At 65.6% G+C, this 19,534-nt stretch carries 20 protein-coding genes and 1 tRNA gene; 14 read left to right on the forward strand and 7 right to left on the reverse strand.

The annotated features are described in order from the left end of the window. Window positions 1-92: 92 nt before the first annotated feature. The 5 genes from cobS to AC2FAN_RS21580 are packed head-to-tail and all read left to right on the forward strand — an operon-like array spanning window position 93 to window position 4,760. Window positions 93-1,079, forward strand: coding sequence for a cobaltochelatase subunit CobS (gene cobS / locus AC2FAN_RS21560; RefSeq protein WP_485176248.1), 987 nt, complete (start codon window positions 93-95; stop codon window positions 1,077-1,079). 15 nt (window positions 1,080-1,094) lie between these two features. Further along, the gene (locus tag AC2FAN_RS21565) at window positions 1,095-1,445 is read left to right on the forward strand and encodes a GFA family protein (RefSeq protein WP_265050179.1); all 351 of its coding nucleotides are present in this window, start codon (window positions 1,095-1,097) and stop codon (window positions 1,443-1,445) included. Window positions 1,446-1,453: 8 nt separating this feature from the next. Continuing rightward, window positions 1,454-1,870: a GNAT family N-acetyltransferase gene (locus tag AC2FAN_RS21570; RefSeq protein WP_485176249.1), complete on the forward strand. Its 417-nt coding sequence runs from the start codon at window positions 1,454-1,456 to the stop codon at window positions 1,868-1,870. Beyond that, entirely contained in the window at window positions 1,867-3,762 is a 1,896-nt protein-coding gene (gene cobT / locus AC2FAN_RS21575) for a cobaltochelatase subunit CobT (RefSeq protein ID WP_485176250.1), read from the forward strand. Before AC2FAN_RS21570 ends, cobT begins: the two co-directional genes overlap by 4 nt. 47 nt (window positions 3,763-3,809) lie before the next feature. Next, on the forward strand, window positions 3,810-4,760 hold the full coding sequence (locus tag AC2FAN_RS21580; protein WP_485176251.1) for an esterase-like activity of phytase family protein: 951 nt from the start codon (window positions 3,810-3,812) through the stop codon (window positions 4,758-4,760). Window positions 4,761-4,934: 174 nt separating this feature from the next. On the opposite strand, the gene rpmB is transcribed toward AC2FAN_RS21580, so the two are convergent. Next, complete coding sequence (gene rpmB, locus AC2FAN_RS21585; protein WP_265050175.1) at window positions 4,935-5,222, reverse strand: 50S ribosomal protein L28; 288 nt, start codon at window positions 5,220-5,222, stop codon at window positions 4,935-4,937. Window positions 5,223-5,510: 288 nt separating this feature from the next. On the opposite strand from rpmB, the gene AC2FAN_RS21590 reads away from it, so the two are divergent. Then, complete coding sequence (locus tag AC2FAN_RS21590) at window positions 5,511-6,320, forward strand: DUF3108 domain-containing protein (protein ID WP_485176252.1); 810 nt, start codon at window positions 5,511-5,513, stop codon at window positions 6,318-6,320. A gap of 176 nt (window positions 6,321-6,496) precedes the next feature. On the opposite strand, the gene AC2FAN_RS21595 is transcribed toward AC2FAN_RS21590, so the two are convergent. Then, entirely contained in the window at window positions 6,497-6,829 is a 333-nt protein-coding gene (locus tag AC2FAN_RS21595; RefSeq protein WP_265050173.1) for an NIPSNAP family protein, read from the reverse strand. Window positions 6,830-6,831: 2 nt separating this feature from the next. Next, window positions 6,832-8,016, reverse strand: coding sequence for a pyridoxal phosphate-dependent aminotransferase (locus tag AC2FAN_RS21600; protein WP_485176253.1), 1,185 nt, complete (start codon window positions 8,014-8,016; stop codon window positions 6,832-6,834). Between the two features lie 270 nt (window positions 8,017-8,286). On the opposite strand from AC2FAN_RS21600, the gene AC2FAN_RS21605 reads away from it, so the two are divergent. From AC2FAN_RS21605 to denD (AC2FAN_RS21635), 7 genes are all read left to right on the forward strand, one after another. Continuing rightward, entirely contained in the window at window positions 8,287-10,149 is a 1,863-nt protein-coding gene (locus AC2FAN_RS21605; protein WP_485176254.1) for an IlvD/Edd family dehydratase, read from the forward strand. A 281-nt stretch (window positions 10,150-10,430) separates the two neighbouring features. Beyond that, on the forward strand, window positions 10,431-11,270 hold the full coding sequence (locus tag AC2FAN_RS21610; protein ID WP_485176255.1) for an isocitrate lyase/PEP mutase family protein: 840 nt from the start codon (window positions 10,431-10,433) through the stop codon (window positions 11,268-11,270). Continuing rightward, the gene (locus AC2FAN_RS21615; protein WP_485176256.1) at window positions 11,267-11,593 is read left to right on the forward strand and encodes a hypothetical protein; all 327 of its coding nucleotides are present in this window, start codon (window positions 11,267-11,269) and stop codon (window positions 11,591-11,593) included. Before AC2FAN_RS21610 ends, AC2FAN_RS21615 begins: the two co-directional genes overlap by 4 nt. Continuing rightward, complete coding sequence (locus AC2FAN_RS21620) at window positions 11,590-12,708, forward strand: GNAT family N-acetyltransferase (protein ID WP_485176257.1); 1,119 nt, start codon at window positions 11,590-11,592, stop codon at window positions 12,706-12,708. Before AC2FAN_RS21615 ends, AC2FAN_RS21620 begins: the two co-directional genes overlap by 4 nt. A 27-nt stretch (window positions 12,709-12,735) precedes the next feature. After that, a complete protein-coding gene (locus AC2FAN_RS21625) occupies window positions 12,736-13,482 on the forward strand; it encodes an SDR family oxidoreductase (RefSeq protein ID WP_265050167.1) in 747 nt (248 codons plus the stop codon). Window positions 13,483-13,578: 96 nt separating this feature from the next. Further along, complete coding sequence (gene denD / locus AC2FAN_RS21630) at window positions 13,579-14,565, forward strand: D-erythronate dehydrogenase (RefSeq protein WP_485176258.1); 987 nt, start codon at window positions 13,579-13,581, stop codon at window positions 14,563-14,565. Between the two features lie 38 nt (window positions 14,566-14,603). Continuing rightward, on the forward strand, window positions 14,604-15,587 hold the full coding sequence (gene denD, locus AC2FAN_RS21635) for a D-erythronate dehydrogenase (RefSeq protein WP_485176259.1): 984 nt from the start codon (window positions 14,604-14,606) through the stop codon (window positions 15,585-15,587). A 69-nt stretch (window positions 15,588-15,656) separates the two neighbouring features. On the opposite strand, the gene AC2FAN_RS21640 is transcribed toward denD (AC2FAN_RS21635), so the two are convergent. The 4 genes from AC2FAN_RS21640 to rplU all read right to left on the reverse strand — a co-directional run bounded on the left by AC2FAN_RS21640 (window position 15,657) and on the right by rplU (window position 18,687). Next, on the reverse strand, window positions 15,657-16,487 hold the full coding sequence (locus tag AC2FAN_RS21640; protein WP_485176260.1) for a GGDEF domain-containing protein: 831 nt from the start codon (window positions 16,485-16,487) through the stop codon (window positions 15,657-15,659). 303 nt (window positions 16,488-16,790) lie between these two features. Next, window positions 16,791-17,477, reverse strand: coding sequence for a GNAT family N-acetyltransferase (locus AC2FAN_RS21645; RefSeq protein WP_265050163.1), 687 nt, complete (start codon window positions 17,475-17,477; stop codon window positions 16,791-16,793). 154 nt (window positions 17,478-17,631) lie between these two features. Further along, window positions 17,632-17,898 (reverse strand): 50S ribosomal protein L27, encoded by a 267-nt coding sequence (gene rpmA / locus AC2FAN_RS21650; protein ID WP_199085184.1) that lies wholly within the window; start codon window positions 17,896-17,898, stop codon window positions 17,632-17,634. A gap of 99 nt (window positions 17,899-17,997) precedes the next feature. After that, window positions 17,998-18,687 carry a 50S ribosomal protein L21 gene (gene rplU / locus AC2FAN_RS21655; protein ID WP_485176261.1) on the reverse strand — a complete coding sequence of 230 codons (690 nt, stop codon included), beginning with the start codon at window positions 18,685-18,687 and terminating at the stop codon, window positions 17,998-18,000. Between the two features lie 297 nt (window positions 18,688-18,984). Here rplU and AC2FAN_RS21660 point away from each other — a divergent pair. After that, window positions 18,985-19,074 (forward strand) — tRNA-Ser (locus AC2FAN_RS21660). Window positions 19,075-19,534: the final 460 nt, after the last annotated feature.

Consider the following 19,534-nt stretch of genomic DNA (forward strand, 5'->3'; position numbering starts at 1 on the left):
TTTCGCTCTAATGAGGGATGATCCGCCTCCCTCCTCGGTCGGCACTGGGTAACCGGCGATAAACCGGCCACGGCCCTGCGCCCGGAGACAAGATGATGACGACGACGACCGCGCCCGGATTGCCCGACATGAAGCTGTCGGTTCGGCAGACTTTCGGGATCGACACGGACCTCGAGGTGCCCGCCTATTCGGCAGCCGATCCGCATGTCCCGGATTTCGACCCGGATTACCGTTTCGACCGCGACACCACGATCGCGATCCTCGCCGGCTTCGCGCATAACCGACGCGTCATGATCTCGGGCTATCACGGCACCGGCAAGTCGACCCATATCGAGCAGGTCGCCGCTCGGCTGAACTGGCCCTGCGTGCGCGTCAACCTCGACAGCCACGTCTCGCGGCTCGACCTCGTCGGCAAGGACGCGATCGTGCTGAAGGAAGGCAAGCAGGTCACGGAATTCCAGGATGGCATCCTGCCCTGGGCCCTGCAGAACAACATCGCGCTCGTCTTCGACGAGTACGACGCCGGTCGCCCGGACGTGATGTTCGTGATCCAGCGCGTGCTGGAGCAGTCCGGCAAGCTGACGCTGCTCGACCAGAAGCGCGTCATCCGCCCGCACCCCGCCTTCCGCATGTTCGCCACCGCCAATACGGTCGGCCTCGGCGACACCTCGGGCCTCTATCACGGCACGCAGCAGATCAACCAGGGTCAGATGGACCGCTGGTCGATCGTGACGACGCTGAACTACCTGCCGCATGACAACGAGGTCGCGATCGTCCTGGCGAAGTCGAAGCACTACCAGAAGACGCCTGATGGCAAGGACATCGTCAACAAGATGGTCCGCGTCGCCGATCTCACCCGCAACGCCTTCATGAACGGCGATCTCTCCACCGTGATGAGCCCGCGTACGGTCATCACCTGGGCCGAGAATGCCGCGATCTTCGGCGATATCGGCTTCGCCTTCCGTGTGACGTTCCTCAACAAATGCGACGAGATGGAGCGCACGCTGGTGGCGGAGTTCTACCAGCGTTCCTTCGGCAAGGAACTGCCGGAGAGCGCGGCGAACGTGGTGCTGAGCTAACGGAGGAAACGAGCCATGGCGCAGTATCAGGGCAGCTGCCATTGCGGACGGGTTGCCTATGAGGTCGAGGCCGATCTCGGGCAGACGATCACCTGCAACTGTTCCTATTGCCAGCGCCGCGGCTCGATTCTCGCCTTCTCGCCGGCCAGCGTCTTCACCCTCACCAAGGGCGAGGACGCGCTGACCGAGTACCGCTTCAACACGCAGAAGATCCAGCACCTGTTCTGCGAGACCTGCGGCATCGAGTCCTTCGCCAAGGCGACCGGACCCGACGGCACGCCGATGGTCGCGGTCAATGTGCGTTGCCTCGTTGGCGTCGAGCCGGGCGATCTCTCGCCGACGCAATATGACGGGCGTTCGCGCTAGGGGGAGCGATGGTCGCGGTTACGGTCGAGCCCGAGCAAACCGAGACGCGCGCGGCCGTCGTGCGCGGGTTGAGCGCGCATAACCAGTCGAAGGTCGGTCCCCGGAACACCAGGCCGCTGGCCATCAGCCTGCGCGACGAGAACGGCGATATCGTCGGTGGCCTTGTCGGGGAGCTTAAATGGGAATGGCTCTATGTCGATCTGCTCTGGATCGACGAAGCCCATCGCGGCGCGGGATTGGGCGAGGCGCTGGTCGCGCGGGCTGAAGACGAGGCTCGCGAGCACGGCGCCAAAGGCGTCTTTCTCGGGACGATGAGTATCCAGGCCCCGGGATTCTATCCGAGGCTCGGCTATCGCGAATGCGGCCGGATGGAGAACTATCCGGTGGCGGGTCAAACGCTGCATCACTTCACGAAGGCGCTATGAGCATCTCGAACCGCAAGCCCGGAACGCCGAAGGAAGCCCCGGCCGAGCCGCTGAAGCGGGCGATCTCGGGCGCCATGAAGGCGATCGCACGCAAGCCGGAGATGGAAATCGTCTTCGCTGCCGACAAGCCGTCGCTGGTCGGCGAGCGGGCACGCCTGCCCGAGCCGCCGCGCAAGCTCACGCCAGCCGACGTCTCGATCCTGCGCGGCCATGCCGATTCGATGGCGCTCCGCCTCGCCTGCCATGACGTCGCGATCCACCGTCGCGCTGCGCCCGAGGGCGATGCGGCCCGCGCGGTCTTCGATGCCGTCGAGCAGGCGCGCGTCGAATCGATCGGTGCGCGGCGGATGTCCGGCATGGCCGGCAACATCACCGCGATGCTGGAGGACCGCTATCATCGCGGCGGGCGCTACGAGGAGATCACCGACCGGGCCGATGCGCCGCTCGAGGACGCGCTGGCGCTGATGGTGCGCGAGCGCCTGACCGGACTGAAGCCCCCGAAGGCGGCGGAGAAGATCGTCGAGCTCTGGCGCGAGCAGATCGAGGCCAAGGCCGGCAGCGATCTCGACCGGCTCGCGAAGACGGTCGAGGACCAGCGCGGCTTCGCCCGCACGGTGCGCGACATGCTGGCGGCGCTCGACATGGCCGATCAGACCGCGCAGGGCGACGAGTCCGAGGAGGACGAGGACAATCAGGACCAGTCCTCCGAGGACCAGCAGCAGCAGGAAGGCGAATCCGAGCAGGAGAGCGGCGCCGATCGCTCCGAGGTCGACGTCAGCGAGGACGCAACCGAGGAGTTGCAGGAGGGCGCTTCCGAGGCGAGCGATGCGCCGGCCGGCGACTGGGACGAGGAGGATGACAGCTCCGAATCCGAGGAGGCCGGGGAGGCACCGCGCCCGCGCGAGAGCCGCGGCAACGAGCGTCCGCAGACCGACTACAAGGCCTATACGGTCAAGTTCGACGAGATCGTCACGGCCGAGGAGCTCTGCGACGCCGAGGAACTGACCCGCTTACGTGCCTATCTCGACAAGCAGCTCGCGCATCTGCAGGGCGTCGTCGCGCGCCTCGCCAACCGGCTGCAGCGGCGGCTGATGGCGCAGCAGAACCGCTCCTGGCAGTTCGACCTGGAGGAGGGCGCGCTTGATCCGGCCCGCCTGCCGCGGATCATCATCGACCCGTTCCAGCCGCTCTCCTTCCGGCAGGAATCGGACGTCAATTTCCGCGACACGGTTGTGACGCTGCTGATCGACAATTCCGGCTCGATGCGCGGCCGGCCGATCACGGTGGCCGCGACCTGCGCCGACATTCTGGCCCGGACGCTGGAGCGCTGCGGCGTCAAGGTCGAGTTGCTCGGCTTCACCACGCGCGCCTGGAAGGGCGGGCTCTCGCGCGAGGCCTGGCTGCAATCGGGCAAGCCGGCCAATCCCGGCCGCCTGAACGACCTCCGACACATCATCTACAAGGCCGCCGACGCGCCCTGGCGGCGCGCGCGCAAGAATCTCGGGCTGATGATGCGCGAGGGGCTGCTCAAGGAAAACATCGACGGCGAGGCGCTGGATTGGGCGCATAAGCGCCTGCTCGGGCGGCCCGAGCAGCGCAAGATCCTGATGGTGATCTCGGACGGCGCGCCGGTCGACGATTCGACGCTCTCGGTCAACGCCGGCAACTATCTGGAGCGGCATCTTCGGCACATCATCGCCGAGATCGAGACGCGCTCGCCGGTCGAGCTCATCGCCATCGGTATCGGCCACGACGTGACGCGCTATTATCGCCGCGCCGTCACCATCGTCGATGCCGAGGAGCTGGGCGGCGTGATGACCGAGAAGCTCGCCGAGCTGTTCGAAGAGGACGGGCCCACGGGCTCCGGTTCCACCTCGCGCCGCCTGCACTGATGCGCCTCACACGTCGTGCCGCGCTCGCAGGCCTCGGCGCGTGCGCAGTGCCGGGCGCTGCTGAGGCCGTCGAGCAGACCCGCTTTCCAGTCGGGGTCTCCGTGCGGGCCATCACGGCTTTCGAGCCACGCAATCCGGATCGGCGCCGGTTCGGTGCGCTGCAATTCCGCAGCGGGCTCGTCCTGTCATCCGGTCATCCGCGCTTCGGTGGTTTCTCGGGCCTGGCGCGGCTCAACGACGGGCGCGATTTCGTCGCAGTGAGCGATCGCGGCTACTGGCTGACGGCGAGAATCACCTCGCAGGCAGGCAAGCTCGCCGGGCTGGACGATGCCGAAATGGCGGCCATTCTCGGCGCATCCGGGCGGCCGCTCGCACGTTCGGGGCTCTACGATACGGAAAGCCTGTGCATTGCCGACGGCGTCGCCTATGTCGGCATCGAGCGCAGGCATGAGATCGTGCGTTTCGACTGGGCCGGGCAGGGTGTCGAGGCCCGCGCGCGTTCGGTGCCGGTGCCGCCCGAGGTCAAGCGCCTGCCGCGCAATCGAGGGCTGGAGGCGATCGGCGTCGTGCCGTCCGGACCGTTCAAGGGCGCGCTCGTCGCGATTGCCGAGCGATCGGGCAAGGAGGACGAGCCGACGCTCGGCGTCCTTCTCGGCGGCCCCCAGCCGGGTCTGTTCCAGGTCGCCCGGCATGACGGCTACGACATCACCGACCTCGCCTTCCTGCCGTCCGGCGACATGCTGCTGCTGGAGCGCTGGTATCAGCCCTTGCGTGGCGTCGGCATGCGCATCCGCCGAATCGCCGGTCGGGAGATCCGGCCCGGCGCGTTCCTCGACGGCTCCCGCCTGATCGAGGCCGATCTCGGCTACGAGATCGATAATATGGAGGGGCTTTCGGTCCATCTGGAGAGCGGGCGCACGGTGCTGACGCTGATCTCGGACGACAATTTCTCGTTCCTGCAGCGGACGCTGCTGCTGGAGTTCGAGCTGCTTTCATAGAGAGCGTCATGCTCGGGCCTGACCCGAGCATCTCATGACCAATGGATGCCGTAGCCCCCTCGGCCTGAGATTCTCGGGTCTGCGCTTCGCTTCGCCCGAGAATGGCGTGTTGTATGCCCAAACGAAAAAAGCGGCCTTTCGGCCGCTTCGTTCAAACCCGAAAGGGAAACCCGCTCAGTTGGCGGCGAGCTTCTTCTCAAGGTCGCGCTTAAGGCCGAGCGCGCCGACCGAGAGGTCGCCGGCCGCAGCCTTGAGCAGGAAGGCGTCGAGGCCGCCGCGATGCTCGACCGAACGCAGGGCGTTGGCCGAAACGCGCAGGCGCACCGAACGGCCGAGCGCGTCCGACTGCAGCGTGACGTTGACGAGATTCGGACGGAAGACCGTCTTCGTCTTGCGGTTCGAGTGGCTGACGAGGTGGCCGGTCTGGGTGGCTTTCCCGGTCAGTTCGCAACGGCGGGCCATGGCAATCGTTCCTTGCATCCCCGGATCGCTCAAACAAAAAAACCGACACGCGACGTGCCGGCGAGCACCGGAAGTCAAATTGAAGTCGGGGTTCCATAGCCAAGGCTGCCGGCCGCGTCAAGGAAAACTCCCGCCGGTTGTTCACATGGCCTTCAGCGTTAACGGGGTGTAAAGATCGGGGTCCGATGCTTCGGTCGGCCGTCGCTTCGCCGCGAGGGAAAACCGGTCACGATTCGGACCGATTCAGAGTGCATGCCGCGCAGGATCGCGCCGTTCCGGAGGCAATGGATGAAATCCGCCGTCGCATCGACCATCGCAGGGCTGGTTCTCGCAGCCTGTCTGGCCGAGGCTGCGGGCGCGGCCTCGCTCGACGCGCGCTACGACGTATCGCTCCTCGGCATCACGCTGGGCACGGCGAGCCTGACCGGCGGTATCGACGCATCGAGCTACAAGCTCGACATGGCGGCCAAGCTGACGGGCATCGTGGGTGGCGTCACGGGCGGGCGTGGTTCAGGTGCCGCGACCGGCGCGCTCGCGGGCGGCCGGCTGGCGCCGAAGACCTTCGCCGTCAGCTCGGCCAACTCCAACGAGAGCCGCACCGTTCGCATGGCGCTGGCGGAAGGCAGCGTCGCCGGCGTCGATATCGAGCCGCCGATCGACGAGAAGCCTGACCGCGTGCCGCTCAACGAGAGCCATAAGCGCAACGTCGTGGATCCGCTCAGCGCCTTCCTGATGCCGGTCAACGGCAAGGGCAGGGATGGCGCCTGCAACCGCACGCTGCCGATCTTCGACGGCGCGGCGCGCTATGACATCAAGCTGAGCAGCGCCGGCACCCGCACCGTCAAGCTGGAGGGCTATAGCGGCCCGGTCTCGATCTGCCAGGCGCGCTATGTGCCGATCGCCGGCCACCGCGCGCTCAGGCCCAGCACGAAGTTCATGGCCGAGAATCGCGACATCACGGCATGGCTCGCGCCGGTTGCCGGCACCGACATGATGGTGCCGGTCCGCATCTCCGTGAAGACGATGATCGGCACGGCCGTGATCGAAGCTTCGAGCTTCAAGGTCGATCCGGGCGTGACCGCGAGCGCCTCGCGCTAAAAGAGGCCGGGTAGCACTGCCTTTCATGGAAGCACGGGTCATCCCGGCCGGAGCGAAGCGTAGAGCCGGGATCCATGCCTGAAGCTTGATCGGCCGCGCTCTGGCATGGATCCCGGGTCAAGCCCGGGATGACCCAGCTTTCACGTCGTGCATCAGCAGGCCGGCGACGCCATGAATCACGGTGCGCGCTTGACGCCCTGATCATCCTCGAAGACGGGCCGGAAGAAGGACCGCTCATAGCTGACGATGAAACGATCCTTCTCGTTCATCGCGATCGCAGCCCGGCATTCGGGATCGTCGAACGAGCGCGTGCGGTACTCCTCATAGGCCGCCAGCGACGGGAAGCTGAAGAAGGCGAGCGCTACGTTGGACGTGCCCTCGGAGGGCATGAAATAGCCGTGGTGCTTGCCGCCGAACTTCTCGACGAGCCGGATCCAGAGCCTGCCATAGGCCTCGAAGGCGTCGAGCTTGTGAGGGTCGACGACATAGCGCAGATAGCAGGTGACCATGGTCAGGCAGCCCTCGCGTTGGTGAGGAAGGTCTTCATGCGCTCCAGCGCCTTCTCGATGTTCTCAAGCGAGTTGGCATAGGAGAGGCGAATATAGCCCTCGCCATGGACACCGAAATCGGGCCCGCCGATCGTCGCGACACCTGATTCCTCCAGCAGGGCGGAAGCGAGCTTCTTCGCCTTCCAGCCGGTCCGCGAGACGTTGGGGAAGGCGTAGAAGGCGCCTTTCGGCGTGATGCAGGAGACGTTCGGCAGGCCGTTCAGCCCCGCGACCACCGCCTTCCGGCGCCGGTCGAACTCCGCGACCATGGCGTGCACCGCGTCCTGCGGGCCGGTGAGCGCGGCGAGCCCCGCCCATTGCGCGGGAGCGTTGACGCAGGAATGCGAGTTCACCGCGAGCTTGCGGGCGTTGTCGTAGAGCGGCTTCGGCCAGACCGACCAGCCCATGCGCCAGCCGGTCATCGCATAGGTCTTGGACCAGCCGTTGAGCAAGATCAGCCGGTCGCGAATCTCGGGATAGCTCAGCAGGCAGACATGTTCCTCGCCGTCATAGACCATCTGGTCGTAGATCTCGTCCGACATCAGCGCGACGTCGGGGAAATCAGCCAGCCCCGCGACGAGCTTGTCGATCTCCGCCTTCGGCGTGACGCCGCCGGTCGGGTTGGCCGGCGAGTTGATGATCAGCAGCCGCGTCTTCGGCGTGATCAGCGAGAGCGTCTCCTCGGCCGAGAAAGCGAAGCCGTTCTCCTCGCGGATCGGCACGGGCACCGGCGTCGCACCGGTATATTCGATCATCGAGCGGTAGATCGGGAAACCGGGGTCCGGGTAGAGGATTTCGGCGCCGGGCTCGCCGAACATCAGGATCGCCATGAACATGGTGACCTTGCCGCCGGGCACGATCATCACGTTGTCCGGCGAGACCTCGACCTTGAAGCGCTTGTGCAGATCGGCGGCGACCGCCTCGCGCAGCGGCAGGATGCCGTTGGCGGGGGTGTAGCCGTGATGGCCGTCGCGCAGCGCCTTCACGGCGGCTTCGACGATGTGCTCGGGCGTGGCGAAATCGGGCTGGCCGATGCCGAGATTGACGATGTCCTTGCCCTGCCGCTGCAGCTCGGTCGCGCGCGCCAGCACGGCAAAGGCGTTCTCCTCGCCGATGCGGGCGAAGGACGGGACGACGTGAAGGGTCATGACGCGTTTCTCGGCCGGGTTTCGAAGAGTTGAAGAAGCCAGTTCCTGTCGGAGCAGCCTTTTCTGGCGCCAAAGAGGCGGGGCTGGCAAGCGCCTGCCACGCATCGCGCCTTGTTGCATGCTGCATACAGCATGAATAAATAGTATGACTATCCGCCAGATTGGGCCTTGCCCAGCCGCGGGCTATGGGCATGATGGCTTGTCTCAAATCGTTCGAATGTGAGATCGGCAAACGGCCGTCAGCGCCGTGCCGAGCGAGAGGAAACGAGGATGGCCAAAGCTCCCGAAAGCAATGTTCCGCGCGAGGACCGACCGGTCGCGCTGACACGCAAGAAGGCTCCACGCCGCATCAAGCCGGCGCAGCTGCGCTCGAAGGCCTGGTTCGACAATCCGGCTAATGCCGACATGACCGCGCTCTATATCGAGCGCACGATGAACTTCGGCCTTTCGCGGGAAGAGCTGCAGTCGGGTCGGCCGATCATCGGCATCGCGCAGACGGGCTCGGATATCGCGCCCTGCAACCGCCACCACATCGAGCTCGCGCCGCGCATCCGCGACGGCATCCGCGAGATGGGCGGCGTGCCCTTCGAGTTCCCGATCCATCCGATCCAGGAAACCTGCAAGCGGCCGACGGCTTCGCTCGACCGCAACCTGCAATATCTCTCGCTGGTCGAGATTCTCTACGGCTATCCGCTCGACGGCGTCGTGCTGACGACGGGCTGCGACAAGACCACCCCGGCACAGATCATGGCGGCCGCGACGGTCGACATCCCGGCGATCGCGCTGCCGGGCGGGCCGATGCTCAACGGCTCCTTCCGTGGCGAGCGCACCGGCTCGGGCACCATCGTCTGGAAGGCGCGCCAGATGATGGCGGCCGGCGAGATCGACTACAAAGGCTTCGTCGACCTCGTCGCTTCCTCGGCGCCTTCGGCCGGCCATTGCAACACCATGGGCACGGCCTCGACGATGAACTCGCTGGCGGAAGCGATGGGCATGACGCTGCCCGGTGCCGCCGCGATCCCCGCGCCCTATCGCGATCGCTACGAGATGGCGTATCTGACCGGTCGCCGCATCGTCGAGATGGTCTGGGAGGACCTGGTCCCGTCGAAGATCCTGACGCGCGAAGCCTTCGAGAACACCATCGTCATCAATTCGGCGATCGGCGGATCGACCAATGCACCTGTTCACGTCAACGCCATCGCCAAGCATATCGGCGTCAAGCTCGACAACGAGGACTGGACGAAGATCGGCTACGAGATCCCGCTGCTGGTCAACATGCAGCCGGCCGGCGAGTATCTCGGCGAGGATTATTACCGGGCCGGCGGCCTGCCCGCCGTGATCGCGGAGCTGGTCGAGAAGGGCAAGATCAAGCCTGCCATCACCGCCAACGGCCAGACGCTGGAAGAGAACTGCAAGGGAGCCTTTTCCATCGCCCGCGAGGTCATCAAGACCTATGACGAGCCGATGAAGGCGCAGTCCGGCTTCCTCAATCTGTCGGGCAACCTGTTCGATTCCGCTATTATGAAGACCAGCGTGATCACGCCGGAATTCCGCCAGCGCTATCTGGAGAACCCTGGGGATCCGATGGCCTTCGAGGGCCGTGCCATCGTCTTCGACGGACCGGAGGATTACCACCACCGCATCGACGATCCCCAGCTCGCCATCGACGAGCACTGCATCCTGTTCATCCGCGGCGTTGGCCCGATCGGCTATCCCGGCGCGGCGGAGGTGGTGAACATGCGGCCGCCGGATTACCTGATCAAGAAGGGCGTCACCGCGCTCGCCTGCGTCGGCGACGGGCGCCAGTCCGGCACCTCGGGCTCGCCCTCGATCCTCAACGCCTCGCCGGAAGCGGCGACCGGCGGCGGGCTCGCGCTGCTCAAGACCGGCGACAAGGTCCGCATCGACCTCAAGAAGCGCACTGCCAACATCCTGATCTCGGATGATGAGCTGGCCGAGCGCAGGGCCGCGTTCAAGGCGGCGGGTGGCTACAAGTACCCGAAGAGCCAGACGCCCTGGCAGGAGATCCAGCGCAAGATCGTCGACGAATTGTCGGAAGGCATGGTTCTCAAGCCGGCGGTCAAGTACCAGAAGATCCACAAGAAGTTCGGCGTTCCGCGCGACAATCACTAAGCGGAACTGGCGTCATCCCGTGCGCGCTGCGGCATGTGAATGCCGCGGCGCAGACACGGGACCGTCACCCGATAAGCGCGCCCTTTCTTCACGCGTTCCCGCATCCGCGCAGCAGCACTTGGTGCCGCAGCGCGTGCGGGATGACCGCGCCACTCCGCCCACGCCATTCCGTCCGCGCATCGGCGCTCGCTGCGCGACGCGCGGCTTCGGGGCTGACAAACGATCTGACCCTCGACACTATGGCAGCCGTTCTTTCCGCTCCCATTTGAAACGATTGAAAAATGGCCCGCAGCCCGCAAGTCGAAGCGTTCCGCAAGCTGCATGAGGCCGGCTGCTTCGTGATGCCCAATCCATGGGATCTCGGCTCGGCCCGCTGGCTGCGCGGGCAGGGCTTCAAGGCGCTGGCGACGACGAGCGCGGGCTTCGCTTTCACGCAGGCGCGCGCCGACCAGGACGTGCCGCGCGACATGATGCTCACCCATATCGCCGAAATGGTGAAGGCGGTGCCTGACCTGCCGGTGAACGCCGATTTCGAGAACGGCTATGCCGATACGCCTGATGGTGTCGCGGCCAACGTCAAGCTCTGCATTGCAACCGGCGTCGCCGGCCTCTCGATCGAGGATGCGACGGGGCGCGAGAGCGAGCCGCTCTATGCGTTCGAACTGGCCGTCGATCGCATCAAGGCCGCGCGCAAGGCGATCGACGAGACCGGCTCGGGCGTCGTGCTGACCGCGCGGGCGGAATGCTTCCTGACCGGACATGCCGAGCCGCTGAAGGAAGCGGCGCGCCGGATCGAGGCCTATGCGGCTGCCGGAGCGGACGTGCTCTATGCGCCCGGGCCGAAGACGGCCGACGATATCCGCACCATCGTGTCGGCGGCGGGCGGCAAGCCGGTCAACGCCCTGGTCTATGGCGATTTCGGGTTGAGCGTCGACGAGATCGCGGCAGCGGGCGCGCGGCGCATCTCCATCGGCGGGGCTTTGGCGCGCGCCGCCTGGGCGGCCTTCATCGAGGCGACGCGGTTGATCGCGGAAGAAGGCAGCTTCAAGGGCTTTGCCGGCAACGGCCCGTCCTCGCCGCTCAACCCGTTCTTCCATGAGGATCTCGAGGCGCGTTCATGAGCGGCACGCTCCTGATCGCGCCGGAATGGCTCGGGCAGAGCGGTCTCTGGCAGGTCGACGCCAAGGGCAAGCGCCGGGCGGTCGATGTCGAGGATATCGGGCTTTCCGATGAAATCGGCGACCGGCTCGAAGCCTGGGTCGATGCCTTCGACGCGATTTATGACGAGGACGACGAGGCCGCTTCGGATTTCACCGACGAGGTCGAGCGCCTGGCCTGGGAGGCCGAGGGCCATGCGCTTGCCCATGCCATCGCGGCCGAACTCGGCGCGGGCTGGGAGATCCGGCACGATTTCACGGGCTGGCGGGGGAAAACGAAGTCATGATGTTCGATTGGAAGGCGCCGCCATTCCCGCTCGCGAAGGTGCTGGAAGGCCAGTATTGCCGACTCGAGCCGCTCGACGTTGACCGTCATCTAGACGACATCTGGGCTGCCAATGCCGGCCAGACCCATGTCTGGGACTGGCTTCCGGCTGCTCCGCCGCAGAGCAAGGATGAATACCGCGCCCTGCTCGATTCCATGGTGGCCAAGGCAGGCATCGTCCCGCTCGCGGTGATCGACAAGGCTGACGGCAAGGCCAAGGGCCATCTCTGGATCATGGAGATCAGGCCCGAGCACGGGGTCTTCGAGGTTGGTTGGATCACCTATGCGCCGGCGCTGCAGCGCACGCGGGCGGCGACCGAGGCGATCTATCTCGTCGGCGATTACGGCTTCTCGCTCGGCTATCGCCGCTACGAGTGGAAGTGCAACAATCTCAACGAACCTTCCAAGCGCGCGGCCCTGCGTTTCGGCTTCCAGTATGAAGGGCTGTTCCGCCAGCACATGGTGGTGAAGGGCGCCAACCGCGACACCGCCTGGTTCTCGATCCTCGATGGCGAGTGGCCGGTGCGCGCGCAGGCCTTCCGCCGCTGGCTGGCTCCGGAGAATTTCGACGCGCAAGGCGGCCAGAAGCTCTCGCTAGGCGCTTTCAACCAGATTCAGGGCGAAGCCGGGAAGGTGACGCTGCGCCGGGCGGGGTTTGCCGACATCCCGGCGATCCTCTCGCTCAAGAACGCCGCCTATACGCCGAACGAGAGTATCATCGGCGTGCCTTCGCTGCCGCGCATCGCGGATTACACGCAGGTCGTCGCCGAGCACGAGGTCTGGCTGGTCGATGGCGAAAACGGTCTCGAAGCCGCGCTGGTGCTCGATATCGAGCCGCAGGATTTCACGATCTGGAGCGTCGCGGTCGCGCCGGAGGCGGGCGGCCGCAAGCTGGGCGCCAGCTTGATGTCCTTCGCGGACGAGCGGGCGCGGGCGCTCGGCTACGGATCCGTCCATCTCTACACCCATGCGAAATTGACCGAACGTATCGGCTGGTACGAGCGCCTCGGCTTCGCCATCACGCATCATGAGGACATGGCCGACCGGCGGCTGACCCATATGCGCAAGACCTTTTAAAAAGCCGGCTAATAAAAGGAATCGAGCATGGCAGGACGTTTGAAGGGCAAAGTCGCGGTCGTCACCGCCGCAGGGCAGGGGATCGGCCGGGCCATCGCCGAGGCCTTCGTGGCCGAGGGAGCCACCGTCTGGGCGACCGACAAGGATGTCGCGCTGCTGGAAGGCATTCCTAAGGCGAAGAAGCGCAAGCTCGACGTGCTCTCGAGCAAGGCGGTCAATGCCTTCGCCGAGAAGGTCGGGCCGATCGACATCCTCGTGAACGCCGCCGGCTTCGTCCATCACGGCACGGTGCTGACGACCGACGACAAGGCCTGGGACTTCTCCTTCGACCTCAACGTCAAGTCGATGCACCGCACGATCCAGGCCTTCGTGCCGGGGATGCTGGAGAAGAGCTCGGGCTCGATCATCAACATCGCCTCGGGCGCAGGCTCGGTGCGCGGCCTGCCGAACCGCTACGCCTATGGAGCGACCAAGGCGGCGGTGATCGGCCTGACCAAGGCCGTCGCGGCCGACTACATCAAGAAGGGCGTTCGCTCCAACGCGATCTGCCCGGGCACGATCCAGTCCCCGTCGCTCGACCAGCGCATCAAGGACCTCGCCGCCTCGACCGGCACGACCGAAGCCGCGGCTCGCCAGGCCTTCGTCGACCGCCAGCCGATGGGCCGGCTCGGCACTGCCGAGGAGATCGCCTGGCTTGCGGTTTATCTCGCCGCCGACGAGTCGAGCTACACCACCGGCCAGATCCATCTGGCGGATGGCGGCTTCGCGCTCTGAGCGCAGACGCGGATGGCGAGCGGCCCTGCTGCTCGCCGTTCTTCCGAAAGGTCGCGAACCAAGAAGCGGCCGGCACAAAACGGATAGGGAGAGCCCATGCATGTCCTGATCACGGGCGCGGCCGGCATGGTCGGCAGCAGGCTGGCGGAGCGTCTGGCGCGCGAAGGGCGCTGCGCCGGCAAGGCGATCAGCACGCTGACCCTGACCGATGTCGTGGCGGCTTCGCTGCCGGCCGAGCTTGCGGACCGGGCGACGATCCGCGTCGAGGATGCGACCGATGCGGCCGTCGCCAGGGAACTCGCCGCGCTGCGGCCGGACCTGATCTTCCACCTTGCCGCGATCATCTCGGGCGAGGCCGAGCGCGATTTCGACAAGGGCTACCGCATCAATCTCGACGGCATGCGCCACCTGCTGGAAGCGATCCGGCATGAGGGCGGCGCGGCTTATGTGCCCAAGCTCGTCTTCACCAGCTCGAGTGGGATCTTCGGCGCGCCGTTCCCGCCCGCGATCTCCGACGAGTTCCATGTCACGCCGCTGACCAGCTATGGCACGCAGAAGGCGATCGGCGAGTTGCTGCTGGCCGACTACTCCAGGCGCGGGTTGATTGACGGCGTCGGCATCCGCTTTCCTTCGATCGTGGTGCGGCCGGGCAAGCCGAACGCTTCGGCCGGCGGTTTCTTCTCAGGCATCATCCGCGAGCCGCTGCAGGGGCAGGAGGCGCTGCTGCCGGTCGGCGACGACGTGCTCTTCACCCATGCCAGCCCGCGCTCGGCCGTCGGCTTCCTGATCCATGCCGCCGGGCTGTCGCGCGAGGCGCTGGGCCCGCGCGTCAACCTGACGATGCCGGGCGTTTGCGTCACCGTCGGCGAACAGATCGAGGCGTTGCGCCGGATCGCCGGCGACAAGGCGGTGACGCTGATCAAGCGCGCTCCCGACGAGGCCTCCGCGGCCATCGTCGCCGGCTGGCCGACCCGCTTCGACGCGAAGCGCGCGCTGGCGCTCGGCTTCAAGGCCGAACGTGATTTCGACGAGATCATCCGCGTCCATATCGAGGACGATCTCGGCGGCCATCTTCCGCACTGACAGACGCCAAATTTCAGCAAACCTTCAGGACAGAACCGATGCATATTCTCGTTCTCGGCGGCGCCGGCATGGTCGGGCGCAAATTCATCGAGCGCCTGGCTCGCGATGGCGGCCTCGGCGGCAAGCCGGTGACGCGCGTGACGGCGCAGGACGTGGTCGTCGCCGCGGCGCCGCCGGCCGCGCCCTTCGATTTCGAAGCTGTGGTCTCAGACCTTTCGATCGAGGGCGAGGCGGAGAAGCTGATCGCGACCCGCCCCGAGTTGATCGTCCATCTCGCGGCGATCGTCTCGGGCGAGGCCGAGGCCGATTTCGACAAGGGCTACCGGATCAATCTCGACGGCACGCGCTATCTCTTCGATGCGATCCGCAAGACCGGCGACGGGTACAAGCCGCGCCTGATCTTCACCTCCTCGATCGCGGTCTTCGGCGCCCCCTTCCACGACAAGATCGAGGACGAGTTCTTCACCACCCCGCTGACGAGCTACGGCACGCAGAAGGCGATTGGCGAGTTGCTGCTCAGCGACTACACGCGACGCGGCTTCTTCGACGGCGTCGGCATTCGCCTGCCGACGATCTGCGTGCGGCCCGGCAAGCCGAACAAGGCGGCGTCGGGCTTCTTCTCCAACATCATCCGTGAGCCGCTGAACGGCGAGGAGGCGGTGCTGCCGGTCTCGGACCAAGTTCGCCATTGGCATGCCTCGCCACGCTCGGCCGTCGGCTTCCTGATCCACGCCGCGACGATGGACACCGCCGCGATCGGCCCGCGCCGAGCGCTGACCATGCCGGGCTATTCCTGCACCGTCGCCGAGCAGATCGAGGCGCTGCGCAAGGTCGCGGGCGAGAATGTCGTCGCCCGGATCAAGCGGGTGCAGGATCCGGTGATCGACGGAATCGTCGCCGGCTGGCCGCGCAACTTCAACCCGCAGCGGGCGCCGGCGCTCGGCTTCAAGGCGGAGTCGAGCTTCGAGGAGATCATCCGCGTCCATATCGACGACGAACTGCACGGCACCTTCGTCAAGTAGTGCCAGAAACAGAGCGGCGGCCAGGGGGCTTCCGCCTCCGGCCGCCGCATTTTCATCGGGTTATGAGCTTCAGGGCTCGGCCTGGTTGGCCGCTCCGGTCTGCAACACTGCGGGGCGCGCTTCCAGGGCCTGGACCTGGTTCCGCCCGGAGCCCTTGGCCTGGTAGAGATACTGGTCGGCCGTGCGCAGCATGTCCTTGAACTGTTCGCGCACCACATCCGCTTCGTGCACGCCGAAGCTCGCGGTGACCCGCCGGCCCTGCAGGGCGTCGATCTGCAGCGAGGCAATGCCTTCGCGCAGCCTTTCCGCGATCGGAAGGGCCTCCTTGAGGCCAGTGGCCGGCAGGAATGCGCAGAACTCCTCTCCGCCGAGGCGTGCGACCAGATCATAGGGCCGGAGGACGCGTTTCGAGGTCTCGGCCACGGCGAGCAAAACCTCATCGCCGACATCATGGCCGAAATCGTCGTTGATACGCTTGAAGTGATCGAGATCGAACACGATGACCGACAGGGGGCGCTGTTCGCGGCGGGCCCGTGCGATCTCGACGCTCACGGCTTCCGCGAGCCAGCGGCGGTTTCCGAGGCCGGTGAGCATGTCGGAGAAAGCCTGTCGCTTCAGGCGGGTCATCTTGTCTTCGAGGGCGTTGATCAGCGCCCGGACTTCGTCGGTCAGACGCCCGACATCGTCGTCGCGCGCCTTGATCAGATGCGGAATCCGGCCCTCGAGCCGATAGGAACGCAGGTTGCGGGCGATCTCGCCGACAGGCAGCAGAAGATGGCGCATCACAACGAAGGCAAAGGCGGTGCCGGCCAGCGTTGCCAGCAGGGTTATAGCCAGAATGGCCCGCGCGCTGACGTTCGCGCCGGACGCGACATAGGCAACGATAGAAATGATCGGCACATGCGTGGCAACAAGGCAGCCGGCAAAAGCCTGGGCCAGCAGAGACGACCTGAGATATGCTCTAATATTCGAAATCTTACTTTTCACAGACACACTCCGCTCGTTCAGAGTGCGTCAGGGCTAGCAGGCGCGGCTCTCATGGACAGTAAGCGATTTGCCTCGATTTTTACCGAGTCGCCGGTCCACACCCGCTGACCTCGTCCTTCTTCAAAAAGAAGGGGCGGCCTTTGATGGGCGGCCCCTTCGATCTGATTTTGGCATCCTACGTGCCTGCCCAGCTGAGTCGTCATGGGCGAGACTGCGTCAAGCAGGGCAGGGCTCGCCCTGCGACTGCTGGGCACGGATCGACGACTCCGTTTCCGGCAGCGCGGGCTCGGCATCGTCTAGCTCATGCTGCGGCGTCCAGCCGCTGGCGCTCCAGCTCTTCAGCGCCGCCCAGGTCGAGCGGTCGAGCCGGAACTGCTCGCAAGGGAACAGCCCGCCGCGGGCCGGCAGCGACTTCAGGAAGGAGCCCTCCGCCCGGAAACCGGACTTCTCCAGCACCCGCCGCGAGGCCGGGTTGATGACGCGGGTATCGGCGTCGATCGCCGGCACGTCGACGAGCGAGAACATCGTGTCGATCAGCCCCTGCACGGCCTCGGTGGCATAGCCCTTGTTCCAGTGCTGGGTGCCGAGCCAGTAGCCGATGAAGGGCACGCCCGAAGCCTGCCTGTGGGCGCCGATCATGCCGATCAGCTCGTTCGGCTTCGAACGCGGCGTGATCGCCAGCACGAGGTGCTCGCCAAGCGCGTTGCCCTTGCGCATGGCAAAGACGAAGGGCTCGACCGCGTCCGGCGGATAGGGGTGGGGAATGGAAGCCGTCATCTCCGCCACAGCCTTCTCGCCGGCCTGGCGAAGGATGGCGGCGGCATCGGCCATGCGCGGCCAGCGCAGCCAGAGACGCCGGGTTTCGAGCCGGAAGACATCGTCGCGGGTCAGTTCGGGGAACATCGGTCTCTCCGTCGGCGCAAACGAAAAAGGGAGCTGGGATTTTGGTCCCATCTCCCCTTTTCCTTGACCTTCGGGAAACCCGCTGAGGGTTTAGACCCTTGATCCGATCCGGTTCGATGGAACCGGCGGATCGAGGAAATTCCCTATCCGCCGTTTATTCTGCGGCCTCTTGGGCCGGGACTACGTTCACGAAAGCTCGGCCGAGTTTCGTCGTGAATCGGACGCGGCCATTCGTCGTCGCAAAGAGGGTATGGTCTTTGCCCATGCCAACGTTGGCGCCGGCATGCCACTTGGTGCCGCGCTGACGAATAATGATGTTGCCGGAAACGACCGCCTGGTCGCCGAACTTCTTCACGCCGAGGCGCTTGCTTTCAGAATCACGGCCGTTACGCGACGAGCCGCCTGCCTTTTTGTGAGCCATAACGCCCTACCTCAAAACTTGTGCTGTCTCTCTAACCCGAATCGGCGGCGAAAGCCAGCCGGTTCGGGCGCGACGATCAATCTGCGCTGACGTGTACCGTCAGTAGTCCTCGCCCGAGGCGAGTTCTTCCTGGTCCGCCTTGGCCCGCGGGGGCTTGCCGGCGAGCAGCTCCTTGGCCTGCTCGACCCACTCCTCGCGGGTGGCGCGGCCACGCAGCTTCAGCTCCTCGTCCCACTTGGCGACGTCGGCCTCGGTCCAGGCGGCGATGTCGTTCCAGGAGGTGATGCCGGCGGCGCGCAGCTTCTTCTCGATGGTCGGGCCGACGCCCGAGATCAGCGAGAGGTTCGAAGCGTCGAGCGCCTCGCCCTTGGCTGCGGACTTGGCGGCCTTCGGCGCAGCCTTGCCCTTGGTGGCGGGCGAAGCGGCCTTCAGCGCGACGGCGGAAGCATCGCCCTTCTTCATCTCCGGCTTCTTGCCGCCGGTGAGGATGTCGGTGATGCGGATGACGGTCAGCTCGGCGCGGAAACCGCGCTTGCGCTTGGAATTCTGGCGGCGGCGCTTCTTGAAGGCGATGACCTTCTCGCCGCGGGCCTGCTCGACGATCTCGGCCGCGACCGTGATCTCGGAGAGGGCCTTGATATCGAGCGTGGTCTTCTCACCTTCGGTGAGCATCAGCACGGAGCCGAAGGCGACGGTGTCGCCCGGGTTGCCTTCGATCTTGGCAACGGTGATCTTGTCGTTGGCGGCGACGCGGAACTGCTTCCCGCCGGTCTTGATGACTGCGAACATTTTGTCCTCCATGTTCGGCCCCGCCCTGTCATGGCCTCCGGTCTGGAAGCGCACGCGGGACGGCTTTTTGGCAGTCGATTGCGTGGTCAGGTTTGCTCTTGCCGGCTTGCGACGCATCGCGCAGGCCAAAAGAGATCAGGCGCGGGTTTCCCCACGCCGGACGGTGCTCGATAGTCGCGCTCGCCCGGAACGTCAAGCGAAAGCGGAAGGGATAAGGTGGATTTCTGCCGCGGCGAAGGCTTGCCCCCCGGCCTTGGCTTGTGTAGTAACCACCCCGCTTCGACCGAAGGCGACCGCGGACAGGTGGCAGAGTGGTTGAATGCACCGCACTCGAAATGCGGCATACCTGCAAGGGTATCGGGGGTTCAAATCCCTCCCTGTCCGCCATCATCCCGCTAAGGGTTTGATCCAAAAAGAGTTCTGAAAAATCAGTGGCTTGCAGCCGCCGAGTGGTACACACGGGTGGTACAAAATGGCTCTCACGATGTCGCGCCCCTGGAAGCATCATATTCGGCCGCAGCCATGAGGACGTGCAAGCCCAGCGAACGGCCATGATCCGAGCCGGCACGGCTGCCGAGCGTGACGAGTTCGTGATGTTCGTGACGATCTATGAGGAGCGCCCGCAATGAGCACAGCAGGTATCAGGTAGCGCGTCGCCAAGCTGGAGAGTGTCAGGGATGCCGGCGCCGCGCGACAGCATCTCATTGAGGCCCGATCGGAAGATGCGAAGTGCAAGGAGGCCGAGCTAATTGCTTCCGGCGCCGCGCGACAGAATGACCTGTTTATCGTGATCCGACGCTTTGCTGCGGAAGACTTCGCGGCATGAAGGCCATTGAGCCCAATCCTA

This window comes from Allobosea sp. RIT-PG3_2, assembly GCF_057321085.1.